21 protein-coding genes are annotated in these 23,081 nt (G+C 66.5%); 8 read left to right on the forward strand and 13 right to left on the reverse strand.

Annotated features, from left to right (window positions below; all coding sequences use genetic code 11):
* A partial coding sequence (locus ON44_RS13965) for a TVP38/TMEM64 family protein (protein ID WP_051181987.1) occupies nt 1-592 on the reverse strand: 592 nt, incomplete at its 3' end.
* A 174-nt stretch (nt 593-766) separates the two neighbouring features.
* On the opposite strand from ON44_RS13965, the gene ON44_RS13970 reads away from it, so the two are divergent.
* From ON44_RS13970 to meaB, 3 genes are read left to right on the forward strand one after another with little or no spacing between them, the layout of a single operon-like run.
* Nucleotides 767-2,614 (forward strand): methylmalonyl-CoA mutase family protein, encoded by a 1,848-nt coding sequence (locus ON44_RS13970; protein ID WP_040690029.1) that lies wholly within the window; start codon nt 767-769, stop codon nt 2,612-2,614.
* Nucleotides 2,614-4,914, forward strand: a complete 2,301-nt coding sequence (gene scpA / locus ON44_RS13975; RefSeq protein WP_051181988.1) for a methylmalonyl-CoA mutase — start codon at nt 2,614-2,616, stop codon at nt 4,912-4,914. The genes ON44_RS13970 and scpA overlap by 1 nt, the downstream gene beginning before the upstream one ends.
* A gap of 23 nt (nt 4,915-4,937) precedes the next feature.
* Complete coding sequence (gene meaB / locus ON44_RS13980) at nt 4,938-5,963, forward strand: methylmalonyl Co-A mutase-associated GTPase MeaB (RefSeq protein ID WP_040690080.1); 1,026 nt, start codon at nt 4,938-4,940, stop codon at nt 5,961-5,963.
* Nucleotides 5,964-6,005: 42 nt separating this feature from the next.
* Here the strand turns inward: meaB and ON44_RS13985 are convergent, their stop codons facing one another.
* From ON44_RS13985 to ON44_RS14000, 4 genes are all read right to left on the reverse strand, one after another.
* Nucleotides 6,006-7,430 (reverse strand): neutral zinc metallopeptidase, encoded by a 1,425-nt coding sequence (locus tag ON44_RS13985; protein ID WP_040690030.1) that lies wholly within the window; start codon nt 7,428-7,430, stop codon nt 6,006-6,008.
* Nucleotides 7,430-8,293 carry an Rv0361 family membrane protein gene (locus ON44_RS13990; protein WP_157187141.1) on the reverse strand — a complete coding sequence of 288 codons (864 nt, stop codon included), beginning with the start codon at nt 8,291-8,293 and terminating at the stop codon, nt 7,430-7,432. Before ON44_RS13990 ends, ON44_RS13985 begins: the two co-directional genes overlap by 1 nt.
* 65 nt (nt 8,294-8,358) lie before the next feature.
* Nucleotides 8,359-9,237 carry an Rv0361 family membrane protein gene (locus ON44_RS13995; RefSeq protein WP_040690034.1) on the reverse strand — a complete coding sequence of 293 codons (879 nt, stop codon included), beginning with the start codon at nt 9,235-9,237 and terminating at the stop codon, nt 8,359-8,361.
* A gap of 386 nt (nt 9,238-9,623) precedes the next feature.
* Nucleotides 9,624-10,118 (reverse strand): MarR family winged helix-turn-helix transcriptional regulator, encoded by a 495-nt coding sequence (locus tag ON44_RS14000; RefSeq protein ID WP_040690036.1) that lies wholly within the window; start codon nt 10,116-10,118, stop codon nt 9,624-9,626.
* Between the two features lie 120 nt (nt 10,119-10,238).
* Between ON44_RS14000 and ON44_RS14005 the strand changes: the two genes are divergently transcribed.
* Nucleotides 10,239-10,880 carry an NAD(P)-dependent oxidoreductase gene (locus ON44_RS14005; protein ID WP_040690038.1) on the forward strand — a complete coding sequence of 214 codons (642 nt, stop codon included), beginning with the start codon at nt 10,239-10,241 and terminating at the stop codon, nt 10,878-10,880.
* Between the two features lie 3 nt (nt 10,881-10,883).
* Here ON44_RS14005 and ON44_RS14010 read toward each other — a convergent pair whose 3' ends face one another.
* From ON44_RS14010 to ON44_RS14020, 3 genes are read right to left on the reverse strand one after another with little or no spacing between them, the layout of a single operon-like run.
* Nucleotides 10,884-11,771: an amidohydrolase family protein gene (locus ON44_RS14010; protein ID WP_051181989.1), complete on the reverse strand. Its 888-nt coding sequence runs from the start codon at nt 11,769-11,771 to the stop codon at nt 10,884-10,886.
* Nucleotides 11,768-12,796, reverse strand: a complete 1,029-nt coding sequence (locus ON44_RS14015; protein WP_040690082.1) for a nucleoside hydrolase — start codon at nt 12,794-12,796, stop codon at nt 11,768-11,770. Before ON44_RS14015 ends, ON44_RS14010 begins: the two co-directional genes overlap by 4 nt.
* A gap of 49 nt (nt 12,797-12,845) precedes the next feature.
* Nucleotides 12,846-14,048 (reverse strand): FAD-dependent monooxygenase, encoded by a 1,203-nt coding sequence (locus ON44_RS14020; RefSeq protein WP_040690040.1) that lies wholly within the window; start codon nt 14,046-14,048, stop codon nt 12,846-12,848.
* Nucleotides 14,049-14,149: 101 nt separating this feature from the next.
* Between ON44_RS14020 and ON44_RS14025 the strand changes: the two genes are divergently transcribed.
* On the forward strand, nt 14,150-14,722 hold the full coding sequence (locus tag ON44_RS14025; RefSeq protein ID WP_040690042.1) for a TetR family transcriptional regulator: 573 nt from the start codon (nt 14,150-14,152) through the stop codon (nt 14,720-14,722).
* Nucleotides 14,723-14,759: 37 nt separating this feature from the next.
* On the opposite strand, the gene ON44_RS14030 is transcribed toward ON44_RS14025, so the two are convergent.
* Entirely contained in the window at nt 14,760-16,106 is a 1,347-nt protein-coding gene (locus ON44_RS14030) for a CoA transferase (protein WP_040690045.1), read from the reverse strand.
* Between the two features lie 44 nt (nt 16,107-16,150).
* On the opposite strand from ON44_RS14030, the gene ON44_RS14035 reads away from it, so the two are divergent.
* Nucleotides 16,151-17,056, forward strand: coding sequence for a dienelactone hydrolase family protein (locus tag ON44_RS14035; RefSeq protein WP_040690047.1), 906 nt, complete (start codon nt 16,151-16,153; stop codon nt 17,054-17,056).
* 11 nt (nt 17,057-17,067) lie between these two features.
* Nucleotides 17,068-17,826 carry a thioesterase II family protein gene (locus tag ON44_RS14040; protein ID WP_040690086.1) on the forward strand — a complete coding sequence of 253 codons (759 nt, stop codon included), beginning with the start codon at nt 17,068-17,070 and terminating at the stop codon, nt 17,824-17,826.
* On the opposite strand, the gene ON44_RS48190 is transcribed toward ON44_RS14040, so the two are convergent.
* The 4 genes from ON44_RS48190 to ON44_RS14055 all read right to left on the reverse strand — a co-directional run bounded on the left by ON44_RS48190 (nt 17,766) and on the right by ON44_RS14055 (nt 22,107).
* On the reverse strand, nt 17,766-18,155 hold the full coding sequence (locus ON44_RS48190; protein ID WP_083897853.1) for a DUF2784 domain-containing protein: 390 nt from the start codon (nt 18,153-18,155) through the stop codon (nt 17,766-17,768). The genes ON44_RS14040 and ON44_RS48190 overlap by 61 nt on opposite strands.
* 45 nt (nt 18,156-18,200) lie before the next feature.
* Nucleotides 18,201-19,670 carry an SDR family NAD(P)-dependent oxidoreductase gene (locus ON44_RS14045; RefSeq protein ID WP_051181990.1) on the reverse strand — a complete coding sequence of 490 codons (1,470 nt, stop codon included), beginning with the start codon at nt 19,668-19,670 and terminating at the stop codon, nt 18,201-18,203.
* A 105-nt stretch (nt 19,671-19,775) separates the two neighbouring features.
* Nucleotides 19,776-21,110, reverse strand: coding sequence for a hypothetical protein (locus ON44_RS48195; protein WP_051181991.1), 1,335 nt, complete (start codon nt 21,108-21,110; stop codon nt 19,776-19,778).
* A gap of 61 nt (nt 21,111-21,171) precedes the next feature.
* Nucleotides 21,172-22,107 carry an alpha/beta fold hydrolase gene (locus ON44_RS14055; protein WP_051181992.1) on the reverse strand — a complete coding sequence of 312 codons (936 nt, stop codon included), beginning with the start codon at nt 22,105-22,107 and terminating at the stop codon, nt 21,172-21,174.
* 180 nt (nt 22,108-22,287) lie between these two features.
* Between ON44_RS14055 and ON44_RS14060 the strand changes: the two genes are divergently transcribed.
* Nucleotides 22,288-22,992 carry a TetR/AcrR family transcriptional regulator gene (locus tag ON44_RS14060; RefSeq protein ID WP_040690048.1) on the forward strand — a complete coding sequence of 235 codons (705 nt, stop codon included), beginning with the start codon at nt 22,288-22,290 and terminating at the stop codon, nt 22,990-22,992.
* The last annotated feature ends 89 nt before the right edge of the window (nt 22,993-23,081 follow it).

Genomic DNA, 23,081 nt, shown 5'->3' on the forward strand with positions numbered 1-23,081 from the left:
CGATGAGCACCCCGGAGACCATGAGCATGCCGGGGTGGGTACGGCCGGTGAGGGCATCGCCCAGGATGACAGTGCCGATGGTCCCCGGGAGGATGCCGATGACGGTAGCGATCAGGTAGGGCCAGAAGCGGATCGAGGACAGGGCGCAGCAGTAGTTGATCACCGAGAACGGGGCGAAGGCGATCAGGCGCAGCGAGCCGACGGCGAGCCAGCCGCGCCGTTCGAGGCGTTCATCGATGGACCGGACCGCCGGATGGGTGAGGTGGGCAGCCACGCGATCGCGATCCAGCGCGCGGACGAGCAGAATCGCCAGTGCGGCGCTGACCGTGGTCGCCGAGGCGGCCAGGACGATGCCGAGCGCGGGACCGAACAGAACGCCCGCGCTCACCGTCAGCACGGTCCGTGGGATCGGGGCCACCGTGACCAGCGCATGGACCACGAAGAACAGCAGCGGGAAGATCGGGCCGACCGAGGTGGCCCAGTCCTGCATCTGCTGCGGTGTCGGTAGCGGGACCAGCATTGCCGCGGTGAACAGCGCCGCGCCACCGACGAGCAAGGCGAGGATGCGTGGGTCACGGATGAGCCTGAGCACCGCGCAAGGTTACCCGTTGGTAGTGGCGGCCACGGTCAACCGGCTGCGGAGCTGCCGCTAGCATCGAAGGAAACGGGACGAATGCTCGTTAACCGATGTGCTCGCTGAGCTGGGCGAATGCAACGGTTTCGGGCGCACGCGAGATGTGCGTCGAGGAGAAGAGGGACAGCAGCTATGCCGATTGCTTCAGAGCCGGTGCCCGATTACGCCGCATGGCGCAAGGGCGTGGCGGGGGTACTGGCGAAGGCCCGCAGGGTCGACGTCGCCGAACTTCCGGAGGAGCCAGAAAAGCTGCTCGAGGAACAGACCTACGACGGTCTGACCATCGCCCCGCTGTACACCCGCGGGGATGAGCGGCCCGAATTGCCGCTGCCGGGCGAATATCCCTTCGTCCGTGGCCGTGACGCCACCAGGGATGTGCATCGCGGCTGGTATGTCAGTGCCTTCATCGGCGCGGCCGATGGCGCCGCGGCGAATCGCGAGATCCTGGCCGCGCTGGAGAACGGGATCAGTGCACTGTGGCTCGGCGCGGGCGAGCGCGGTGTGCCGGTGGCCGAACTGCCCGCGGCGCTGTCGGGTCTGCTGTTCGAACTGGCGCCACTGACACTCGCCGCGGGTGACGCGGTTTCCGCAGCGGCACAACAGGTCTTCGCGCAGCTCGACGATTACCAGGTGGCGGACCGGACCGAAATTCGAGTCGCGCTGGGCGCGGCCCCGCTCACCAGTCGCTTCGCCGCAACCGCCGATATCCAACTGGCGGAGGCCATCGCCCTGGCCGGTCAGGCAGTGCAGCGACCGGAGGCCGTGCGCGCTATCACAGTGGATGGCACCGTCTTTCACGATGCGGGCGCCTCGGACGCGCAGGAGCTCGGTGCGGCGGTGGCGGCCGGTCTGGCCTACCTGCGCGCACTCACCGAAGACGGCCAGGATATCGCGGATGCCTTCGAGCAGTTGGAGTTCCGCTTCGCCGCGACCGACGACCAGTTCGCCACCATCGCGAAATTCCGTGCGGCCCGCCAGCTCTGGGCTCGCGTCGCGCACGTGTGCGGCGCACCCACATTCGGTGACGCGCCACAGCATGCGGTGACCTCCGCGGCGATGATGACCCAGCGCGACCCGTGGGTGAATATGCTGCGCACCACCCTCGCGGCCTTCGGCGCGGGAGTCGGTGGGGCGGACACGGTTACGGTGCTGCCCTTCGATTCCGCGCTGCCGCTGGGCGAACTCGGCGTGTCGAAGTCGTTCGCGGACCGCATGGCTCGCAATACCCAGCTGCTGCTGCTCGAGGAGTCGCATCTGGGTCATGTGCAGGATCCGGGTGCAGGTTCCTGGTACGTCGAGGACCTCACCGCCGCACTCGCGGCCAAGGCATGGGAGTTCATGCAGGAGCTCGAGACCGCGGGCGGTTACCTGGCCGCACTGGACTCCGGCCTGCTCGCCGAGCGGATCGCCGCCACCCGGTCGGTCCGGGATGCCGATGTGGCACACCGCAAGACGGCGGTCACCGGTGTCAACGAATTCCCGAACCTGGCCGAGCAGCCGCTGTCCGAGGCCGCGCGTCGGCCCGGACAGGTGGTTCGCTACGGCGCCGCCTTCGAGGCGCTGCGCAACCGCTCGGATGCCTACCTCGCCGCCAATGGTGCGCGACCGCGCGCGCTGCTGGTGCCGCTCGGGACGGTGGCCGAACACAATGTTCGGGTCACTTTCATCGCGAACCTGCTGGCCTCGGGCGGTATCGAGTCGATCAACCCCGGTCCCCTCGAGGTGACCGGAATCGGTACGGCGGTAACCGAATCCGGTGCCACGATCGCCGTATTATGTGGTTCGGACAAGCGTTACGCCGAGCAGGCGGGTCCGGCTGCCGAGCAGTTGCGGGCCGCCGGAATCGAGACGGTGCTGCTGGCCGGTGCGGAAAAGGCCGTCGCCGACCTGAGCGGCGCGCAGCGCCCCGACGGTTATCTCGCGGCCCGCATCGGTGCCGTGGCCGCACTGTCCGACCTGCTGGAGAAGGTGGGAGCCTGATGACATTGAGTCATATCGACAAGCCGGGCGAAATCGACGAGCCGGGCGGCATCGAGCACCGGATCGGTAGTTTCGCCGAGGTGCCGCTGTCCGAACGTCCGGCCGAACCCGCCGACGTCGACTCCGCACAGGTCGATGCCTACGTGCGCGCCGCCGCCGAGGCGAACAACTACACCCCCGAACAGCTGGTGTGGTCGACGCCCGAAGGTATCGATGTGCCACCGGTTTTCACCAAGGCCGATCGCGATGCCATTGCGGCCGAGGGGTATCCGCTCGACAGCGTGCCGGGCATCGCGCCGTTCCTGCGCGGTCCGTACCCGACGATGTATGTGAACCAGCCGTGGACCATTCGCCAGTACGCGGGCTTCTCCACCGCCGCGGATTCGAATGCCTTCTACCGCCGCAATCTGCAGGCGGGGCAGAAGGGGCTGTCGGTCGCCTTCGACCTGGCCACCCACCGCGGCTACGACTCCGATCACCCGCGCGTCCAGGGTGACGTCGGGATGGCCGGTGTGGCCATCGATTCCATCCTCGACATGCGTCAGCTCTTCGACCACATCCCGCTGGATCAGGTCTCGGTGTCGATGACCATGAACGGTGCGGTGCTGCCGATCCTCGCGCTGTACGTGGTCGCGGCCGAGGAGCAGGGGGTCGCACCGGAACAGCTGGCCGGAACCATTCAGAACGACATTCTGAAGGAGTTCATGGTCCGCAATACCTATATCTACCCGCCCAAGCCCTCGATGCGGATCATCTCCGATATCTTTGCCTACACCAGCGCGAAGATGCCGAAGTTCAACTCGATCTCCATCTCCGGCTACCACATCCAGGAGGCCGGAGCCACGGCCGATCTGGAATTGGCCTACACCCTCGCCGACGGCGTCGAGTACATTCGTGCGGGTGTCGCCGCGGGCATGGAGGTCGACAAGTTCGCGCCGCGCCTGTCGTTCTTCTGGGCCATCGGCATGAACTTCTTCATGGAGGTCGCCAAACTCCGTGCGGGACGGCTGCTCTGGAGTGAGCTGGTCGCGAAGTTCGAGCCCAAGAGCGCGAAATCGCTATCGCTGCGGACGCATTCGCAGACCTCGGGTTGGTCGCTGACCGCGCAGGACGCCTACAACAATGTGGCGCGTACCTGCATCGAGGCGATGGCCGCGACCCAGGGCCACACCCAGTCGCTGCACACCAACGCCCTCGACGAGGCGCTGGCCCTGCCGACGGACTTCTCCGCGCGCATCGCCCGCAATACCCAGCTGCTGATTCAGCAGGAGTCCAACACCACGCGCCCGATCGACCCCTGGGGCGGTTCGTACTACGTGGAATGGCTCACCCACCAGCTGGCCAACCGCGCCCGCGCGCATATCGCCGAGGTCGAGGCGCACGGCGGTATGGCGCAGGCGATCGGCGAGGGCATCCCGAAGCTGCGCATCGAGGAGGCCGCCGCTCGCACGCAGGCGCGCATCGATACCGGTCAGCAGCCGGTGATCGGCGTGAACAAGTACCAGGTCGAAGAGGATCAGCAGGTCGAGGTCCTCAAGGTCGAGAATTCGCGGGTGCGAGCCGAACAGATCGAGAAGCTGAACCGGCTTCGCGCCGAACGTGATTCGGCCGAGGTGGAGCGGGCGCTGGCCGAATTGTCCCGTGCGGCAGCCTCTTCGGAGGGTGGCATGGAGAACAACCTGCTCGCGCTCGCCATCGATGCCGCGCGCGCCAAGGCCACCGTCGGTGAGATCTCCGATGCGCTGGAAAAGGTGTACGGCCGCCACCAGGCCGAGATCCGTACGCTCTCCGGTGTGTACCGCGACGAGGCCGGCAAGGTGACCAATATCAGTAAGGCGATCGAACTCGTCGAGGAATTCGCCGAGGCGGAGGGACGGCGCCCGCGCATCCTGGTTGCCAAGATGGGCCAGGACGGGCACGACCGAGGTCAGAAGGTGATCGCCACGGCCTTCGCCGACCTCGGCTTCGACGTCGATGTGGGCCCGCTGTTCCAGACCCCGGAAGAGGTGGCGCAGCAGGCGGCCGACAACGACGTGCACGTCGTCGGTGTGTCCTCGCTGGCGGCGGGCCATCTCACGCTGGTGCCGGCCCTGCGGCAGGCACTGGCCGATGTCGGGCGACCCGACATCATGGTCATCGTCGGCGGTGTGATCCCGCCCGGTGATTTCGAAGAGCTGTATGCGGCGGGTGCGGCGGCGATCTTCCCGCCCGGCACCGTGATCGCGGACGCCGCGATCGATCTGCTGAAAAAGTTGGCGGGCGAACTCGGTCACGAGATCGGCGGCGGCAGCGGCGAATGAATCCAGCATCGCGCAGCGATCCCATGAGGGGCGGTGGTCGGGCGACGGGCGGGCCAAAGCGCGTCATTGACGTAGACGCACTCGCGGAGGCGGTCCGCTCTCAGGAGCGGGCCGCCTTGGCTCGGGCCATCACCCTGGTCGAGTCGACCAGGGCCGACCATCGGGAGCTCGCACAGCAGCTGCTGCTGAAACTGACCCCGCCCACCGATACGGTCACTTCGAATCGTGTTGGTATCACGGGTGTTCCGGGCGTCGGCAAGTCGACCTTTATCGATGCGCTCGGCATGGATCTGATCGGCAAGGGGCATCGGGTCGCGGTGCTGGCCGTCGACCCGTCCTCCACCCGTACCGGCGGCTCTATCCTCGGTGACAAGACCCGCATGGCGCGACTGTCGTTGGAGCGCAACGCCTATATCCGTCCGTCACCGACCGCGGGCACCCTCGGCGGCGTCGCCAAGGCGACCCGCGAAACCATCGTGCTGCTCGAGGCCGCGGGCTACGACGTGATCCTGGTGGAGACCGTCGGCGTCGGCCAGTCCGAGGTGACGGTCGCGAACATGGTCGACGTCTTCTGCTTCCTCACCTTGGCCCGCACCGGAGATCAGTTGCAGGGCATCAAGAAGGGTGTCCTCGAACTCGCCGACCTGGTCGCGGTCAATAAGGCCGACGGCAAGCACGAGATCGAGGCCAAGGCCGCCGCCCGCGAATTGGCCGGGGCGCTGCGCCTCATTCATCCGCACGACGCGCTCTGGCGCCCGCCGGTGCTGACCATGAGCGGTCTGGAAGGCCATGGGCTGGAGAAGTTCTGGGACACCGTCCTCGAACACCGCCGGGTGCTCACCGAGGCGGGTGAATTCGCCGAAAAGCGGCGTCGCCAACAGGTCGACTGGACCTGGACCATGGTGCACGACCAACTGCTGCGCCGCCTCGCGGAGAACTCGAGCGTCAAAGCCATTCGCGCACAAGTGGAGAAGCAGGTGCGCGACGGAACATTGACCGCCGCACTGGCCGCCGAACAGCTTCTCGACGCCTTCGATGGTGAGGGTTGACCTCGCCGGTACGGCAGGCCACCGTACCGGCGACATCGTGGCCTATCTCGCGTCGGTGTATGTGTTGTCGCAGGCCGTCCGACCGTGCTTCAGGCCCAGCTGGTAGGCCTCGATGCGAGCGAAACCGCTCGGCACCGAGAGGCCGTCGACATTGCTGGCGACCAGGCCGTCCCGCAGCAGCCCGGCCAGCGCCTCGTCCACATCGCCCTGGGACAGTACGCTTTTCGCCAGCTCGCCCCTGGCCAGGGCATCGGTGTAGACGCCGGTGTAGCACGCGACGTGCAGTGCGGTCGTCTGCTCGGAAAGTGATCGGCCGGAAGCCTTTTCGACCGCGAGCAGGACGCGAGAGGCGACCAGTGCGTAAGCATCGAAGTCGCCGGTGGGCATCAGCCCCCAGTCCTGGTGCCCTCGTTTCACCAGCCCGGGCAGGTCGATGCCGATGGTGTTGGTGGACGGGCAGTACGAAACCGGTGTGGTTTCGTGCGCGTCCGGGCAGCCCCGGATCGCGCCGGTGTATTCCACCTCGGGCTTGTTCTTCAGCTTGAACAGCCTTTCCGCAAAGTCGATCTGGGCTTGCACCGAATCCTGCGTAATCTCCTGCTCGCCGGTTTCGGTGGAGCTGAAGATGGCCGGCAGGTTGCCGCGCCGTACCGCGATTTCGGCATCGTCGATCTTGCTGCAGGCGTCCGCGCCCTCGGTGAAGCCGAGTTCCATGGCGCTTGCCCGCTCGAATCCGTTTCCGTGCTCGGTCGGCATCGTTCCGATGTAGTCGCTGTCGCGCAACGTCAGTGCCGCGACGATTACATTGTTCAGACCGTCCGCAGTGTTGAGGGTGAAGCGAGTCGACTTGCCTTCGGCGACGGATCTCGAGTAGGAGCCGGCGAAGCAGTCGGCCTGCTGTTCGCGCACGATGGCCGTCGTGGAGTCGTTGACCAGCCTGGCCTGATCCTGGACCGCGTGTCCGTACTCATGGGCCAGAATGAAAGGGACGCTCTCCGGTCCGAGCTGAACGTACATCGACATCAGCTCTCGGTCCCACGCGATGAGTGTGCCCTGCTTGCACTCGGTGGTGTAGAACGCGTTCTGTACGCCCGCAAAGGATTCGCCGCAGACGGTTGCGCCCGCATCGCTGGAGTCGTACGAGACGCGGTGGTCGACGGGAACGAATTGGCGGCCGAACATCTTGGGGTACTGGACCCGCCAGAAGTCCTCGACGTCGGCGACCGCGTTGGCTGCCAGCTGATCGACCTGCGTGCCGGTGAACCCGTCCACCGTGATCGCGGGTGGCGGCAGATGCTCGCGCAGACCGCTGGGCCCGTCCGTGACCGGCAGGCCCGCGACCTTGGTCGCGTCGTACCCGGCGTGCACGGGTGCGGCGGGTTCATGTCCGCAGCTGGCGACCAATGCGAGCGCGGTGACCGGGACGAGCGTCGCCAGCAAACATCGGCGGAAGGTTCGTGTGTTCATCAGTGCGCACCGCCGGTCAGGACCGCGTTGAGCACGGCGGAAGCGACAATCCGCCACTGCCCGCCGATGCGCTCGAGCAGGAAGGTCACGCGCTGCGTCACATCGGCCTGCTGAATGGTCACCGTGATACTTGCCGAATCGCTGTTGACGACCGTCCGGTCGACCGAGCGGATCACGGTGCCCTTCAGCGTCGCCAAGGTCGCCGCATCGATGTTCGTAATCTTTTGTGCGGCAACGAGATTACCGGTACTCGCCGCATCGAAAAGGCTCTGGACCGTCTGCTGTACGTCGGCCTCGTCCATAATCTGGGTCCGCTGGCGTTCCGCAGCGGGATCGCTGGGCAGCTTACTGATGCGCCACGTTCCGTCGATCAGGGTCAGTTCGATTCGGGGGTGCTCGTCGCCGATGTCGGACAGGTCGCCACCGATCGAGTGGCCGGTCATGGCGACCCGCGCACGATCGCCGTCGATCTCGACGTCGTCGAACCAATTGACCACGAAGCGGCCGTTCTGGGCCGTCAACCGTTTGACGTAGTCGGCGAAGGCGGCCGGCTGTACGTCGAATGCGGCCTTGGCCACATCATCGGTGACGTCGGCGCGGACCTGCGCCAGATCGCCACGCTGCCAGTCGGCGTAGTAGTCGTCGATGGCGGCCCGCACCCGAGCTTCGGCGGTCGGCCCGGACTCGGTCGGGTGGGTGACCAGGTAGGTACCGCCGCCCGCGGCGCCCATGGCCGCGACGACAGCGATGCCGGCCAGCGCGATGAGCGCCCGCTTCCTTTTGCGTGCAACGGGTTTCGCGATGGGATTCGTTGGCACGTACTCCGGCGTCGGCGGCTCCGCGAGATAGGGTGGAGTCGACATGATGGGTCCTTTCGGCATTGCGAGGTCGGTGGGGGTCAGTGGGGTGTCCGTGCTGGGGTGCGGGTTCATCGGCTGATCTCCGTGGCGTCGGAGAGCTTCCATTCGCCGAAGATCCGCTGCAGGGTCAGCTCGGTGACGTACCTGCCCTCGCGGTCCTTGCCGGTGACCGTGACCTTGGCCGAGTCGCTGCGGATCACGACCTCGTCGACGGATTCGAGCGTGCCCCAGCGGCGCAGAGTGCGCGCGAACTCGTCCGGTGGCGCGCCGACGATCGACTGTGCGACGGGGCCGTCGCTCAACGCGGCAAGTTGCTCACGATCGCGGTCCTCGACCGCGTCGTAGAACTTCGTGACGACGTCACGTACGGATTGTTCGGCGGCCGCCTGCTCCTGCTTGGCTTTGGTCGCCGGATCGTCTTCCGGCCATTTGCACAACTTCCAGTCGCCACTGATTCGGGTCAGCGCAAAGCTGGTGTGTTGCATGCCGATATCGCCGCGATCCATATGTCCGGACACAGTGGCGCGTGCGCGATCACCCGAAACCTCGACCGTGTCGAATGCGTCGATCGTGAATCGTCCGTTCTTGTCGTTGTCGAATCGAACCAACGCGGCAAACTGTCCGGGCGAGAATTGCGCCAGCTCCTCCGAATATTCGGCACAGAAAATGGAGCGCAGCCGACCGACGTCGCCCGCCTGCAGTGCATCCGTGGCGGATCGGACCGCTGCTCGTACGTGATCCGCTTCGGTGGGCTGGTCCATATGCGCCCGGACCGGGAAGTATGCGCCCGCCCCGATACCCCCCAATGCCAGCAGCGAAACGGCACCGATCGCAACAGCCCTGCGACCACGGCGGCTCGGCGTCGGCCGGCCAGCGGGCGCGCCGTGTGGCATCGGGCTATCCGCCAGGGTGCCAGCGGCTTGCAAATTGTTCTCGGACTCGGACATGCCTTCCCTCTCGGTTGTGACCACTGCCACTAAATTCTGCTGTCGGAGGTCAACCGTTAACGGGCAGCAATCCGCGATATGCGCGCGGTCGGCCGACCTGACAACGAGCGGTCGCACCTGTTAACGAGTTCCGTGTAGATCGCGAAATTCGAGAATGCTCACATAACGAATCGTGGCGAGCTGTCGTCGAGTGCGGAAGATATGCGACGCGGTTATCTATGTGGCAATCGAGTACGGACGCGGCTTATTTGCAATTCTCTTGCGGTGGTGGGGATTCCGACCGCAAGACGAGTTGATCGAAATCCGATCCATGCCGAGCGCGAACGACCTGGGACATGCTCTGCCGGTCGGACGACGCCACTCGGCTTACGGCAGGCCGAGGGGCGTCAGACCGAATCGCCGTGTGCCTCGAGCAGGGTGCGCAAGGCGGCCGCGACCTGCTTGCGTTGTGCGGGCGTCAGCGGTTCGAGCAGTCGGGCCTCTGTGGCGACGTGGTCGGGCAGTGCCGCATCGATGAGTTCGCGCCCCGCTTCGGTGAGTGTGACGTGCACGCCCCGCCCGTCGTGTTCGCTGCGTGCGCGGGTGACGAGTCCGCGTTCCTCGAGGCGGTCCAGGCGCTGGGTGACACCGCCGGAGGTGATCATGGCAGAACGCATGAGTTCGGTGGGGGTGAGGCGATGGGGCGGGTCGCTGCGGCGCAGGGTGGCGAGCACATCGAAGGACGCGGCGTCGAGTTCGTGCGCGGCGAAGGTCTTGCGTAGCTCGGCGCCGATCACCTGGGACAGTCTGGTCAATCTGCCGAGGACGGCCATCGGTGAGACGTCCAGGTCCGGACGCTGTACGCGCCATTGATCGAGCACCCGTTCGACATGATCTGTCACGACCGCAGCCTAGCGAATACCTCAGCGGTGAGGTATCTCATAGGCGGGAATTGCTTAACGCTAAGCTATGTTCCTGAGGGTTGAGTAATTGATCCAGATCCGGACGGAAGGCGAATCATCATGCGTATCACCGTATTCGGAGCGGCGGGCGATGTGGGCAGCCGAGTGGTGGCCGAGGCGCTGGACCGTGGGCACGAAGTCACCGCGGTGGTCCGCGACCTGGAACGGGCCGGTGGGGTACCCGCCGCGGCGACGTTGCGCACGGGTGATGCGGCGAACCTCGACGATGTCGTATCGCTGAGCGCCGGACAGGACCTGGTGATCACCGCGACCCGTCCAGCACCGGGGCGCGAGCACGAACTGCCCGCCATCACCTCGGTGCTGTTATCGGGGTTGGCGCGCACCGGCGCGCGTCTGCTGGTGGTCGGCGGCGCGGCCACCCTGCTCGTACCCGGCGCCGACGCGCTGACATTGCATGAAAGCCCGGATTTCCCGGTCGAACTGCGTGCCATCGCCCGCGCCTGTGCCGACCAACTCGCCATCTGCCGCGCCGAGACCGCCGCCGACTGGACGTACCTGAGCCCGCCCGCCGAACTGGTGCCGGGTCGGCGGACCGGCACCTACCGGCTCGGCTCGGACGAACTGCTCACGAATGCCGACGGAGTCTCGGCGATATCCATGGCAGATTTCGCGGTAGCGCTGCTCGACGAGGCCGAGCGGCCCGCACACCGGCGAACCAGGTTCACCGTCGCATCGGTGTGAGTGTTACGCGATTTCGAAGAGCCGTGCGGCATTTCGGTAGCAGACCTGCCGCAGCCATGAATCACCCAGCTCCAGGCGCTCCAGCGCACTGATCGAATGCCCGTAGGAGTAAGGGATATTCGGAAAGTCGCTACCGAACAGAATGCGGTCACTCAACGAACGCAGCCTGCCGTGCTCGGCGGTCGGAAAGGGTGCGGTGGCCTCGGTGAAATCGGTCCACACCATTGTCGTGTCCAGGTGCACACCCGGGTATTCCTCTGCAAGATCCAGGAATTCGGAATACTCGGGTGTGCCCATATGCGCGATGATCAGCTGTAGGCGCGGATAGCGTTGCAGCAGACCGGCAATGGGCTCCGGTCCGGTGTACTCGCCGGGCGCGGGTCCGGAGCCGCAGTGGATCAGCACCGGTATCCCGGCATCCTCGAGCATGCCCCACACCGGATTCAGCAGCGGGTCACCGGGATGGAAATCGCCGACCTGCACATGCACCTTGAATACTCGGGCACCGCGCTCGATCGCCGCCTCCACATAACTGTCGGCGTAATGTTCGGGATAGAACGTCGCCGTGTGCAGGCAGTCCGGGGTGCGTTCGGCGAAATCGGCGGTCCATTCGTTGAGCCACGCCGCCATATCCGGCTTGTGCGGATACACCAGCGAGGTGAACGCGCGAACACCGAAGCCGCGCAATGTCTTCAACCGGACCTGTTCATCGTCGCGATAGGCGATCGGCCACTCCCGGCCGACCAGCGGGCCGGCCGAATCGAAGTACGCCCACACCTTTGCCATGACCTGCTCGGGCATGAAATGTGTATGGACGTCGATGATTCCGGGCAGTTCCAGCCGGGTGCGGAAATCGGTCAGGTAGGTATTGTCGTCGCTGTCACCGATCATCGAGCAGCCTCCTGCGGGTATGCCGACCGTGCGAAGTCACCGACCCTGGTGATCAATCGCTCGAAGAACGCCTCCGGGTCGGTGCCGACCACGATGTCGGCGTTGGGTTCTCGGCCCCACATGCCCGCCCAGTCCGCCACCGTGGTTGCCCGGGTGATGGCGCCGACGAGTTCGACATCGACGGTGGCCGGTCGCGTTATGGCGAGCGCCGGATCCAGCGCGACCGCCGCCGCGAACGGATCGTGCATATGCGCGAGATAGCCCTGGTCGTAGAGTTTGTGGAAATCGAAGTAGAACCGGACCGCATCGGTGAAGTAACGCACGATCGGATTACTCGTCGCCGACCTGGCCGCCGTCGGATCGGTCTCCGAAACGAGCTCCACCGGCAGACTCCCCGCGCGTTCGGCGAGCTGCGCCACATGCTTGGGCCGCATCTCGATGGTCTCGGTGATATCGAGCGCGCACACGATCGGCCGCCGATCGGCGGGGGCGGCGGAGAAGGCGTCGAAGACCTTCTTGGCCGCCTCCGGATCCACGTGCACATTCCATTCATTGGTCGGCGTGGTGTTGCCTGGGTGATTGAAGGCTCCGCCCATGATCACCAGCCGCCGCAGTAGCAGTGGCAGCCGTGGTTCGAGGCGAAGGGCGAGCGCCAGATTCGTCAGCGGTCCCGTGCAGAGCCCGACGATCTCGCCGGGAGCCCCGCGCACCAGATCGACCCACATCTCGGCCGCCGACCGGGCCGAGATCGGCCGAGCGGATTGCGGCAGTTCCGCATATCCGACCCCCTGCGGCCCATGCGTGTCCTCGGTGGTGCGCAGCGGGATCGCGAGCGGTTCCGCGGCACCCAGCGCGACCTCGATATCGGGTGCACGGCACACATCCAGCCAGGCGAGATTGTTCGCCGCCACCTGCGGTGCGGGCACATTGCCCGCGGTGGCGGCGATTCCCACGATCTCGGCCTCCGGGGAGGCGAGCAGGTAGAGCAGCGCGAGTGAATCATCGATCCCGGTATCGACGTCCATGACGATCTTCTGCCGCACCAGTCGAGCCTAGCGAGCGGACCGGGACGGCTCAGTAAGTGGGCAGCACGTAGTCGTCGGTACTCGACATCATCCGCAGCATCACCGGACGCATCACCCGCGAGGTCATGACCTTCATGCTCGTGCGGGCCATCCGTGTGCCGAGGCGAGAGGTGGGCAGCATCATCTTGATACCGCCACCGGGCAGTTCCTTGGCCTTGTCCAGGAAGGGTGTGACGACCTCCTCATAGCGGATCAGTGCTGTCGCGAGATCATCTGGCGCCGCTGCGATTTCACCGGCCAGGACGTAGGCGCCGACGATGGCCATGGCGGTGCCCATACCGGTCATCGGGGAGCCACAGAAGCCGGAGTCGCCGAGTAGCGTGACCCGACCGGTCGACAGCGACGGCATATCGACGCGCGCCAGCATGTCGAAATAGAAGTCCGGGGTCGTGGTCATCGCGTCGAGCACGGCCGGGGTCTCCCATCCGGCCTCGGCCAGCATGTCGTGGATGAGCCGCTGCTGCGCGGCGACATCGCGACGCAGCGCCGGATCGGCCTCGGTGCGCAGGGTGATGATCGCCTTCGAGGTGGCCGGATCGGCATCCGGCCGAATCGCGACCGCGGCGCTGGGCACCGTGTGCATCTTGAACCACCCTGGCTCGGTTCCGGTCGGGGTCGGAATGGTGAAGAACGACATGTAGCCGCCGAGATAGGTGACGAACTGCTCCTCCGGTCCGAAGGCCAGCTCCCGGGTTGCCGAGTGCACGCCGTCCGCGCCGACGACCAGATCGAAACGCTCGGTGTGCCCGGACGCGAAATCGACCTCGACGCCGGTGTCGTCCTGGCGCAGCGCCACGATCCATTCGCCGTAGCGGTAGTCGAGTTCGCCGGCCGTGCTGGCCAGTTCGGTGAGCAGTACCTGATTCAAATCGCCTCGGGTGATTTCGATTTCGGCCACCGGACCCTTGCCGTCGAACATCTCCGCGGGCATCCGGGCGAACTCGCGGCCGTTTTCGTCGACGTAGGCCATGCCGCGCTCGTCGAGCTGGTACTTGCGGATGCCCGGCATGAGTCCCATCCGCTCGGCGACTTCGCGGCTCGGGCCGCGCAGGTCCACGGCCTGCCCGCCCGGGCGTGGCTTCGGAGCGCGCTCGACGACGGTGGTTCGAATGCCCGCCCGCAGCAATTGCAGTGCGAGCGCGTTGCCTGCGATGCCGCCGCCGCTGATGAGGATGTGGAGGGATTTGATCATGACCGGGCCAATCTCTCGAACGAATGTGTCAGACGTATGTCTAACACGAGGTTGGCACGAATGTCTAGTACAAATGTCTTATTCGAGTGTAAGCTGAGGTCATGGGAAACCGAGAAGATCTATTGGCGGGAGCGCGTAAGGCCATCATCGAACGTGGCGTGGCGAAGACGACCGCGCGCGATATCGCGGCGGCCGCGGGTGTCAGCCTGGCCGCGATCGGCTACCACTTCGGTTCGAAGGATCGGCTGATCACCGAGGCGCTCGCGGAGGCGCTCGGCAACGATATCGGCGATCGGATGGAGGCCTTGATCCGCGCGGGCGGTGGGCAGCCGCCGCTCGAGGCATTCACACAGATGTGGAACGCGATGCCGCAGGTCTTCGAGGACAACCGGGACGGCATGCTGGCCAGTCTGGAGAATCTGGTGCGCGTCGCGCGGACGCCGGAATCGCGGACGTTCATGGACGAAAGCCTCAACGGTGCCTACGAGGACATCGGTCGAGCGCTCAGGGAATCCCGTCCTGATCTCGATGCGGACACCGCCCAGGCGATAGGCGAGCTGTACTTCGTGCTGACGCAGGGCCTCGGCATCCTGTGGACGATCACCCAGGGCGGGAACCTGCCCGACGGCGCGCGACTGGCCAAGGCCATTGCGGCCCTGGCCGGCGAGTCCTGATCGGGCAGGCAGTGCCTGCCGGCGAACAGTGTGAGTTCTATCGGGTGTGCAGTGGCCACATCGGCCGGTCCGCGCCGTATCGTGGTGCGGGCCACGCGTAATCCGGATATTCGGCGAGCACCGGCGCGGCAGTTGTGACATTGCCGTGGGTGACCGCCGCTATCGGACTCGGTGGGGTGGCCTGCGGATGACGCGGGGTCCGGTCGGGCGCGGTGAGCAGCCAGGACGCGGTGCGCGCCAATGCGACTCGGACATCGCGGCCGATACCGTCATGTGCGCGGGCCACCAGCGCGTCGATCACCCCGGCGGCGAGCAGATAGCCGGAGGCGTGGTCGAGTGCCTGCGCGGGCAGTGTCCCCGGCACCGAGGGTGCGCCCTCGACGACCGAAATACCGGCCGCGGCCTGCACGATGCTGTCGAAACCGCGCCGCCGACCCCACGGGCCGGATTCGCCCCATGCCGATATCCGACCGTGCACGAGGCCGGGGCGACGGGCGGCAGTTAGGCCGGCGTTTTCCAGTACGCCGGGTCGATACCCGGTGATCAGCACATCGGCCGCGGCGAGCAGCTCGTTGATCAGCGGCAGGTGCCGGTGCAGATCGAGCAGCGTGGAGCGCTTGCCTTGGCAGGTGTCGTGGTATTGCCATGGGATCTCGGGTAGGTGCGGCGGGTCGATCCGCAGCACCTCGGCGCCGAGTAGCGCCAGGGTTCTGGTCGCGACGGGTCCGGCGATCACCCGTGTCAGATCGAGTACCCGGACTCCGCGCAACGGCTGCAATGGCGATGCACCGATCGGCAGGCCGAGTTCGCCACGGTCGATCCGGGTGTCGATCGCCACCAGCGGACCCGATGCGGCGGCCTGGCCCTGTGGGCTGTCCGCCCACTCCTGCTCGCTACGCACCTGGACCGCGATGGCGCCGTGCGCGGCCGCGTGTTCCTCGATATCGCGGGCCCGGCTCATCGCCATCTGCGCGACCGCAAGATCGACGGGGGCGTCGTCGGGCAGTCCGAGCGAGGCGAGCAATCGCGCGCGATGATGCGGATAGTTGGCGTGGGTGCGGACCCAGCCGTCGAAGGTGGGAAAGAATCCCGACAGATCGGCGAATATCTTGGCGGGCGCACCGCCGACGCGCAGCAGGCGTTCACTGGAGAAGGCGGCGGTGATCCGGACCGGATCGAGTCGGTGCAGCACCGGATTGAGGTGGTGTGCGTCGCGGATTCGGTTCGCCGCCGCCGTCACCGCGGCCACCGATCCGGCGGCCAGCGCCCAAACCGGCAGCGCCGCAGCCAAACAGCTGCCCGGATCGGCGGCGGGGACGGTGCCGGAGGCCGGTACACCGATTCCGGCCTCGTAGTCGCGGACCAGCTGTTCGTGCGCAATCACGAGATCGAGAGTAGTTGTTGCGCCGCAGTAGTAGGGTCGGGGCCATGACGCCGCTGCAGCGTTATATCGCCGAAGAGATAGCCACCGACCACGCCGACGGATTGATCGGCCGCCGGGAAGCACTGCGCCGACTAGGAATGCTCGGGGTCGGCGCCACCGCCGCGGTCGCATTGCTCGCCGCCTGCTCCAGTAGCGGCGACCAGGCGAATACCGCGTCGACGGGCTCGAAACCTGCGGCGTTGTCGGCTCCGCCGGGTACCAGCGGCGCGGTCCCGGCCACCGCGATCACCTTTCCCGGACCGGACGGTCGCCAGCTACAAGCCGCGTGGGCTGCCGCGCCACAGCCGCGCGGCAGCGTACTCGTCATCCATGAGAACAAGGGTCTCACCGACCACATCCGCTCGGTGACAGGCCGTTTCGCGGGTGCGGGATACTCCGCACTCGCCGTCGACCTGCTGTCCGAACTCGGCGGGACCGCCGCCTTCACCGATCCGGCGGCGGCCACCGCCGAACTCGGCAAGATCGCGCCGGCACAGTTCATCGCCGATCTGCAGGCCGGGATCGCCGAGTTGGAACGCCGGGTGCCGGGAACGAAGATCGGCACCACCGGATTCTGCTTCGGCGGCGGTCTGGTCTGGCTGCTGTTGGCCGCGGGAACACCGAAACTCGCTGCGGCGACACCGTTTTACGGCCCCTTCCCGGAGAACGGGGATCTGTCCGGTTCGAAGGCTGCGGTGCTCGGAATTTACGCCGCCAAGGACGAGCGGGTGATCGCTTCGCGCCCCACCGCGGAAGCGGCCCTGGACCGGGCGGGCCTCACCCATGAGATCTACGTCGCACCGAATGCGGACCACGCCTTCTTCAACGACACCGGACCCCGCTACAACCCGGCCGCCGCCGCGGAGGCGTGGCAGCGGGTCCTGGACTGGTACGGCACATACCTCGGGTGAAGGAGAGCGACGTGGGCAAGGCCATTGCCGCGACGGACTGGCTGCGGGTGTTGCGCGCACATCCCGCGCCGAGCCATCAACTGCTGTGTTTCCCGCCGGGTGGGGGAGCGGTCACGGCATATCGGGCACTGGCCGAACGCTTCGACAACGGCATTGCCGTTGCGGCCGTGCAGTATCCGGGGCGGCAGGACCGGCTCGGTGAGCCCACCATCGGCGATATGGACACCCTCGTCGATCGAATCGTGGATGAGGTGCTGAATCAGGGCCCGGTGGAACAACTTTCGCTGTTCGGCCACAGCATGGGGGCGACCGTGGCCTTCGAAACCGCACGCCGCCTGGAACGCAAGGGGCAACCGCTCGCCGTGCTGTTCGTATCCGGTCGTCCCGCACCGACTTTCGTCGAGCAGAGCCGGCTGCATCTCGGCTCCGACGACGATCTGATCGGTGATCTGGAGCGCCTGGCGACCGATCCCGCGTCCGTCCAGATCCTGCGCGCCGAACCGAGCCTCGCCGAACTGGTGCTGCCCGCGGTGCGCAGCGACTACCAGGCCATCGAGACCTACCGCTACCGCGAGGGCGCACCGCTGACCTGTACTGTGTCGGCGCTGGTCAGCACCGAGGACCCGACAATGACGCCGGAGCAGGCCGAGGAATGGCGCGAGCACACCACAGGTTCCTTCGACTACAAGGTGTTCCCCGGCGGTCACTTCTACCTGGATGACAAGGTCTCCGAGGTCGCCGACCTCATCGTCCGCACCCTCCACACATAGCCCGCCCACGACACCGCCACGCACACCGCGACCAGCCCGCGCACCAATCCAAGCGCACTCTGGGGGTAGATCACCCCGGTCAGATAATGGGCGATGAACCCGCTCGGCGGCAGCCCCGCCATCCCGGCCCGATGCCGCGCCCAATTCTCCAAATACGTGAGTGGACAATCATATCCGAACAGCACCGTGCTGAATCCCCACCCGAACGCGATCAGATGCAGCCAGATGGTGCGCGGCCACCGCCACGCCACGAACCCGCCGACCACCACATACGCCACGAACACGAAATGCACCGCGGCTGTGGCATCGGCCAGCAGCCGATACAGCATATGGTCAGCGTAGCGCTGGATACGTGCGGGCTCGTCCCCGTTGGATCACCAGGGCGAGGGCTGGTAGTCCTTGAGGAAGCAGCCGTAGAGGTCGGTGCCGGTTTCGCCTTGGACGATGGGGTCGTAGACGCGGGCGGCGCCGTCCACCAGGTCCAGCGGCGCGTGGAAGCCCTCTTCGGCGAGGCGGAGTTTGGTGTAGTGCGGGCGTTCGTCGGTGATCCAGCCGGTGTCCACGGCCGTCATGAGGATGGCGTCCTGTTCGAACATTTCGCGGGCGCTGGTGCGGGTCAACATGTTCAGCGCGGCCTTGGCCATATTCGTATGGGGGTGGCCGGCACCCTTGTACGCGCGGGAGAACTGGCCCTCCATCGCGGAGACGTTCACGACGTATTTGCGGCGGGCCGCGGCGGCGGCCATTGCCGGGCGCAGGCGGGAAACCAGAATGAACGGCGCTACCGAATTGCACAGCTGGACCTCGAGGAGTTCGGTCGGGTCCACCTCGGCGACGGTCTGCACCCAGCTGTTGGTGTGGGCGAGATCCGGCACCAGACCACCGGCGTCGATGGCGATACCGCGCGAAATGCGTTCCGGCGTGGCCGATCCCGCGACCAGCGCCAGCTCCGCCACATCGGCCGAGGACAGCGTCGGGGTCAGGGATGCGGTGAGTGCGGTGGGGTGCGCCTGCATGGTCTTGCCGAAGGTCACCACATCCGGCAGCGCGCCCGCGGGCAGCGGACCGGATTCGGCCTCGACCAGCGCGCTGTACGCACCGGGGGAGCGGCGCACGGTCTGGGCGGCATTGTTGATCAGGATATCCAGCGGTCCCTGTGCCGCGACATCATCGGCGAGCGCGACGACCTGCGCCGGATCCCGCAGATCGATGCCGACGATGCGCAGCCGGTGCAGCCAGTCGGCGCTGTCGTCCATGGCGGCGAAGCGGCGGATCGCATCGTTCGGGAAGCGGGTGGTGATGGTGGTGTGCGCCCCGTCGCGCAGTAGCCGCAGCGCGATATACATGCCGATCTTGGCGCGTCCGCCGGTCAGCAGGGCACGCCGTCCGGCGAGATCGGTACGGGCGTCTCGTTTCGCATGGCTGCTGGCCGCGCAGTCCGGGCAGAGCTGGTGATAGAACGCATCGACCCGGGTGTAGCGCTGTTTGCAGATATAGCAGGGCCGAGGCCGGAGCAGCGTGCCCGCGCTCGCACCCGCCGCATTCGAGGCCAGCGGAATGCCCGCGGTTTCGTCATCGATCCGATTCGGCGATCCGGTCGCAGTCGCCGCGACCACCGCTCGGTCCGCCTCGGCGACCGCATCCCTGGCCACGGTTCGCCTGCGCTGCTTCAATTTCTTGAACATATGGCCGACGGCGCGCTGCACCGTGACCGACGCCGGATCGTCCTTGTCCAACTGCCCGGCCTGCTCCAGCACCCGCAGGCAGATCGCCAGCTCATCGGGGTCGATGGCGGTGCCGCTCGGCGCTGGTGCGGTAGACGTCGACGCGGTGTTCTCGACCATCGGAATGCGGGTTTATCCTTCGTGAACTGGGAGGTTGACCCAGTCATTGTCGCATTCGAATGCGGACCGGTCGGCGCGGGCGGTCCCGCACCGACCGGACGCCGCCTATTTGCGCAGCTTGCTCAAGGTCGAGGTAGCCGTCTTCTTCAGCAGATCGGTGACCTCGGACGCGCTGAGGATCTTGCCCGGAGACTTCGACGAACTGGACGAATACTGCGACCAGCTGATGTGGTAGGTGGCCCAGCCGTCGCGCACGGCCAGTGAGACATCGGCCGTCGGATCATCCGACTTGTGCTTACCGGTGATCACATACGCCTCGTCGCCGAGTCCGGAGATCTTGTCGACCTTCGCGTCCTTGCCGTATTCGCTCTGGGTCCAGGTCTCGTACGACGCGGTGAACTCCGGTCCCGGATTGGTCTGCTTGTGCACCTGCGCGCTGGTGTAGATCGCGGCGTAGTCGTACTTCTCGCTCGATCCGGACGGGGTGAAGCGGACATCGCAGCCCATCGTATCTACCGCCGCGTGCTTGGAACCGTCGTGCTTCGGGTAGGTATTGCCCGAGGAATCGGCCTTCGACAGCGTGAAGCCCGCACTGGTGTAGGGCGAGGTGTCGGTGATATCGCAGAGATTTGCGATGTACTTGTAGCCGCGCAGATCGGCGTCCTTGCTGATATCGGCCTTGCCGGCATCGAAGGCGCCGATCGCGAACATCGCCCCCGCCCATACCGCGGAGGTGACGACGACCGCGCCGAGCGCCCAAAGCCAGCCTTTGCCACCGGATTTGGGCGGCTGCTGATATCCGGGTGCCTGTTGCTGGTATCCGGGCTGTTGGAAACCCGATGCGCCCTGCGGGAATCCGGGTGCGGGCTGCTCGAATCCGGGTTGCTGGAACCCGGGCTGCGGGAATCCCGGTGCGGACTGTGGTGCTCCGGCTTGCGGGAATCCGGGTGTGGCTTGTGGCGCCCCACCCTGCTGGAATCCAGGCGCGGCCTGCGGCGTTACCGGCTGCGGATATGCGGGCGAGGACTGGTGGTATCCCGGTTGCTGATATCCGGTCCCTGATTGGTATCCGGCGGGTGTGGCTTGTGGTGCTCCGGCCTGCTGGAATCCTGGCGCGGCCTGCGGTGTCCCCGGCTGCGGATATGCGGGCGAGGACTGGTGGTATCCCGGTTGCTGATATCCGGTCCCCGATTGGTATCCGGCGGGTGTGGCCCCCGGCTGATCGAACGACTGCCGAACCATCGTCGGATCAGCGGGCTGCTGCTCGGCTGGGCCTTGCGGTCCCACCACCGGAACCGCGGGCTGTGACGGCAGCTGATACCCCGGCTGCCCGACCATCGTCGGATCCGATTGTGAATACTGCGGTCCCTGCTGCTGGGGCTGTTCCTGCGCCCACCACGCGTCGTTGGGTTGGTTCTGTTGTTCCCCCGGTCCGGTCATGCGCGCAAAGTACCACCCCGTCCGATTTCCCGGCCACCCACCGTTGGTGGGATATGCGCGGTCACTGCGGGATGCTGGCGTTCGCCGCGCGCAGATCCTCGACGAAGTTCGCGATGGCCTCGGCCACGAGCAGCGGCTCGGTCACCGGCAGCCAGTGATCGGCCGGAATCGGGCAGCGCCACAGTCGATCCACCCAACGTGCGCTGCCGTAGTAGAGGAACGGGGGCACCAGCACGTCGGTGGTGTCCACGACGAGTTGCACCGGAACCGCGGTGGTGCGCTCACGCGGCCGCAGCAGATGATGCGCCAGGTTGGCGACGGCGATCCGGGCGCCCGCGGCCAGATCCGTGCGCCAGGTCGGTGCGATCGGCGCGTACATCCGAGCGACGCCGCCGAGCTGTTCGATCAACCAGGTACGCACCCGCGGCGGATAAGCGATCCGTCGCGCCGCGGTCTGGGCCGTTCCGACTCCGTGCCGCCAGAATTTCCGGTCGGCGATCAGCTCCAGCGCTCGGCGCGGTTGACCGGCCAATTCGCGCAGTGTCATGCCGACGTGATCGAGATTCGGGCCCGCGACGGCGGTGAACGAGGCGATCCGGGTATTGGCGCGCGAATCGCAGACCGCCTCCCACACCTGCACCGCACCCCAGCCGTGTCCGCAGACGTGCACCGGCCGCTTCGGACTGATCGCATCGATCAGCGCGAAGAAGTCCTCGGCCAGGTGACCGAGTCGATAGTCCTGCGGCACACCGGGTTTCGCCGATCCACCGTGCCCGCGCACGTCATAGGCGATGACCCGGAAGCCGTCGGCCAGCAGCGTCGCCACCGCGGACCAGACCAGGTGGGTATCGGAGAGCCCGTGCACCAAGACGAGCGGTTCCGCGCTGCGATCGCCCCATTCGAAGACGGCCAGCTCACCATTCGCGCCGGGCACCGTGCAGTGGCGGTGTGGGCGCTGGATGCCGGTCGGGTCGGGGGAGTCGAGCTGTTCGGTCATCTGCTTGCCTCGATCGATGCGCTGGGTGCCGCGTGTACCGCCGGTACGTGATCCGATACTGACAGTACGTATTGCCCGAAGCAATGGATTGAAACCGCGACCGGCTATGAGGTCGGTCACCCATAACCCGGGTGCTTCCGGCTCAACAGGGCGTACCGCCGGTACGTGTATGCTCCGGCCATGGCCCGTTCGGACAGATCTGCCGGATCAGCGCCGCGGACGATCACCCGCGAGGAGATTGTCGACGCCGCCATTCGGGTGATCGACCGGGATGGTCCGCGCCCGAGCATGGACGACATCGCGCGCGAGGCCCGGATCACCAAACCGCGCCTGTACCGCCAGTTCGCCGACAAGGCTGATCTCTACACCGAAATCGGCGACCGGATGGCCGGTTCCGTCGCCGCCGGCGCGGGCAGCGATCTGATGCTGATGCTGCAACCGCCCCGGGTCGCGCTGCACCGCGTGCTCGCCGGCTATGCCGACAGTATTCTCCAGCACCCCAACGTCTTTCGGTTCCTCGGCCAGGCGCACATCACCCAGTACTCCGACGGTTCGGTACTGCAATTCGATCTCGGCCGCGCGGCCGCGAGCCGCGTCGCCGGCCAGGCGCGCGAGATCGCCGAATCCATTCCGATCGATGCCACCGGCATCGACTATCTGGCCCGCGCGGTCGTCGGCGTAGTCGTCGCGATCACCGACCTGTGGCTGGGTGACGCGGATCCCTGCCGTCTCGACGACACCGCCGAATTCGTCGACCAGGCAACCGAATTCGTCTGGGGTCTGATCGATGGATTCCTGCGCCGCCAGGGCATCTCGGCCGATCCGGACACCCCGATCTTCACCGCCCTCGCGGCCGTAAACCAGGCGCAGCGGCCGACCGGCTGATCCGCTTCCGCCCTCGTAAACCCACCTCGACCCGCCGTGCGTCCGCTTTGTTGACATCATGCCAATAGTGCGCCAATCTGATGACGAGA

Source organism: Nocardia vinacea NBRC 16497, assembly GCF_000308835.1.
Classification (GTDB): domain Bacteria; phylum Actinomycetota; class Actinomycetes; order Mycobacteriales; family Mycobacteriaceae; genus Nocardia; species Nocardia vinacea.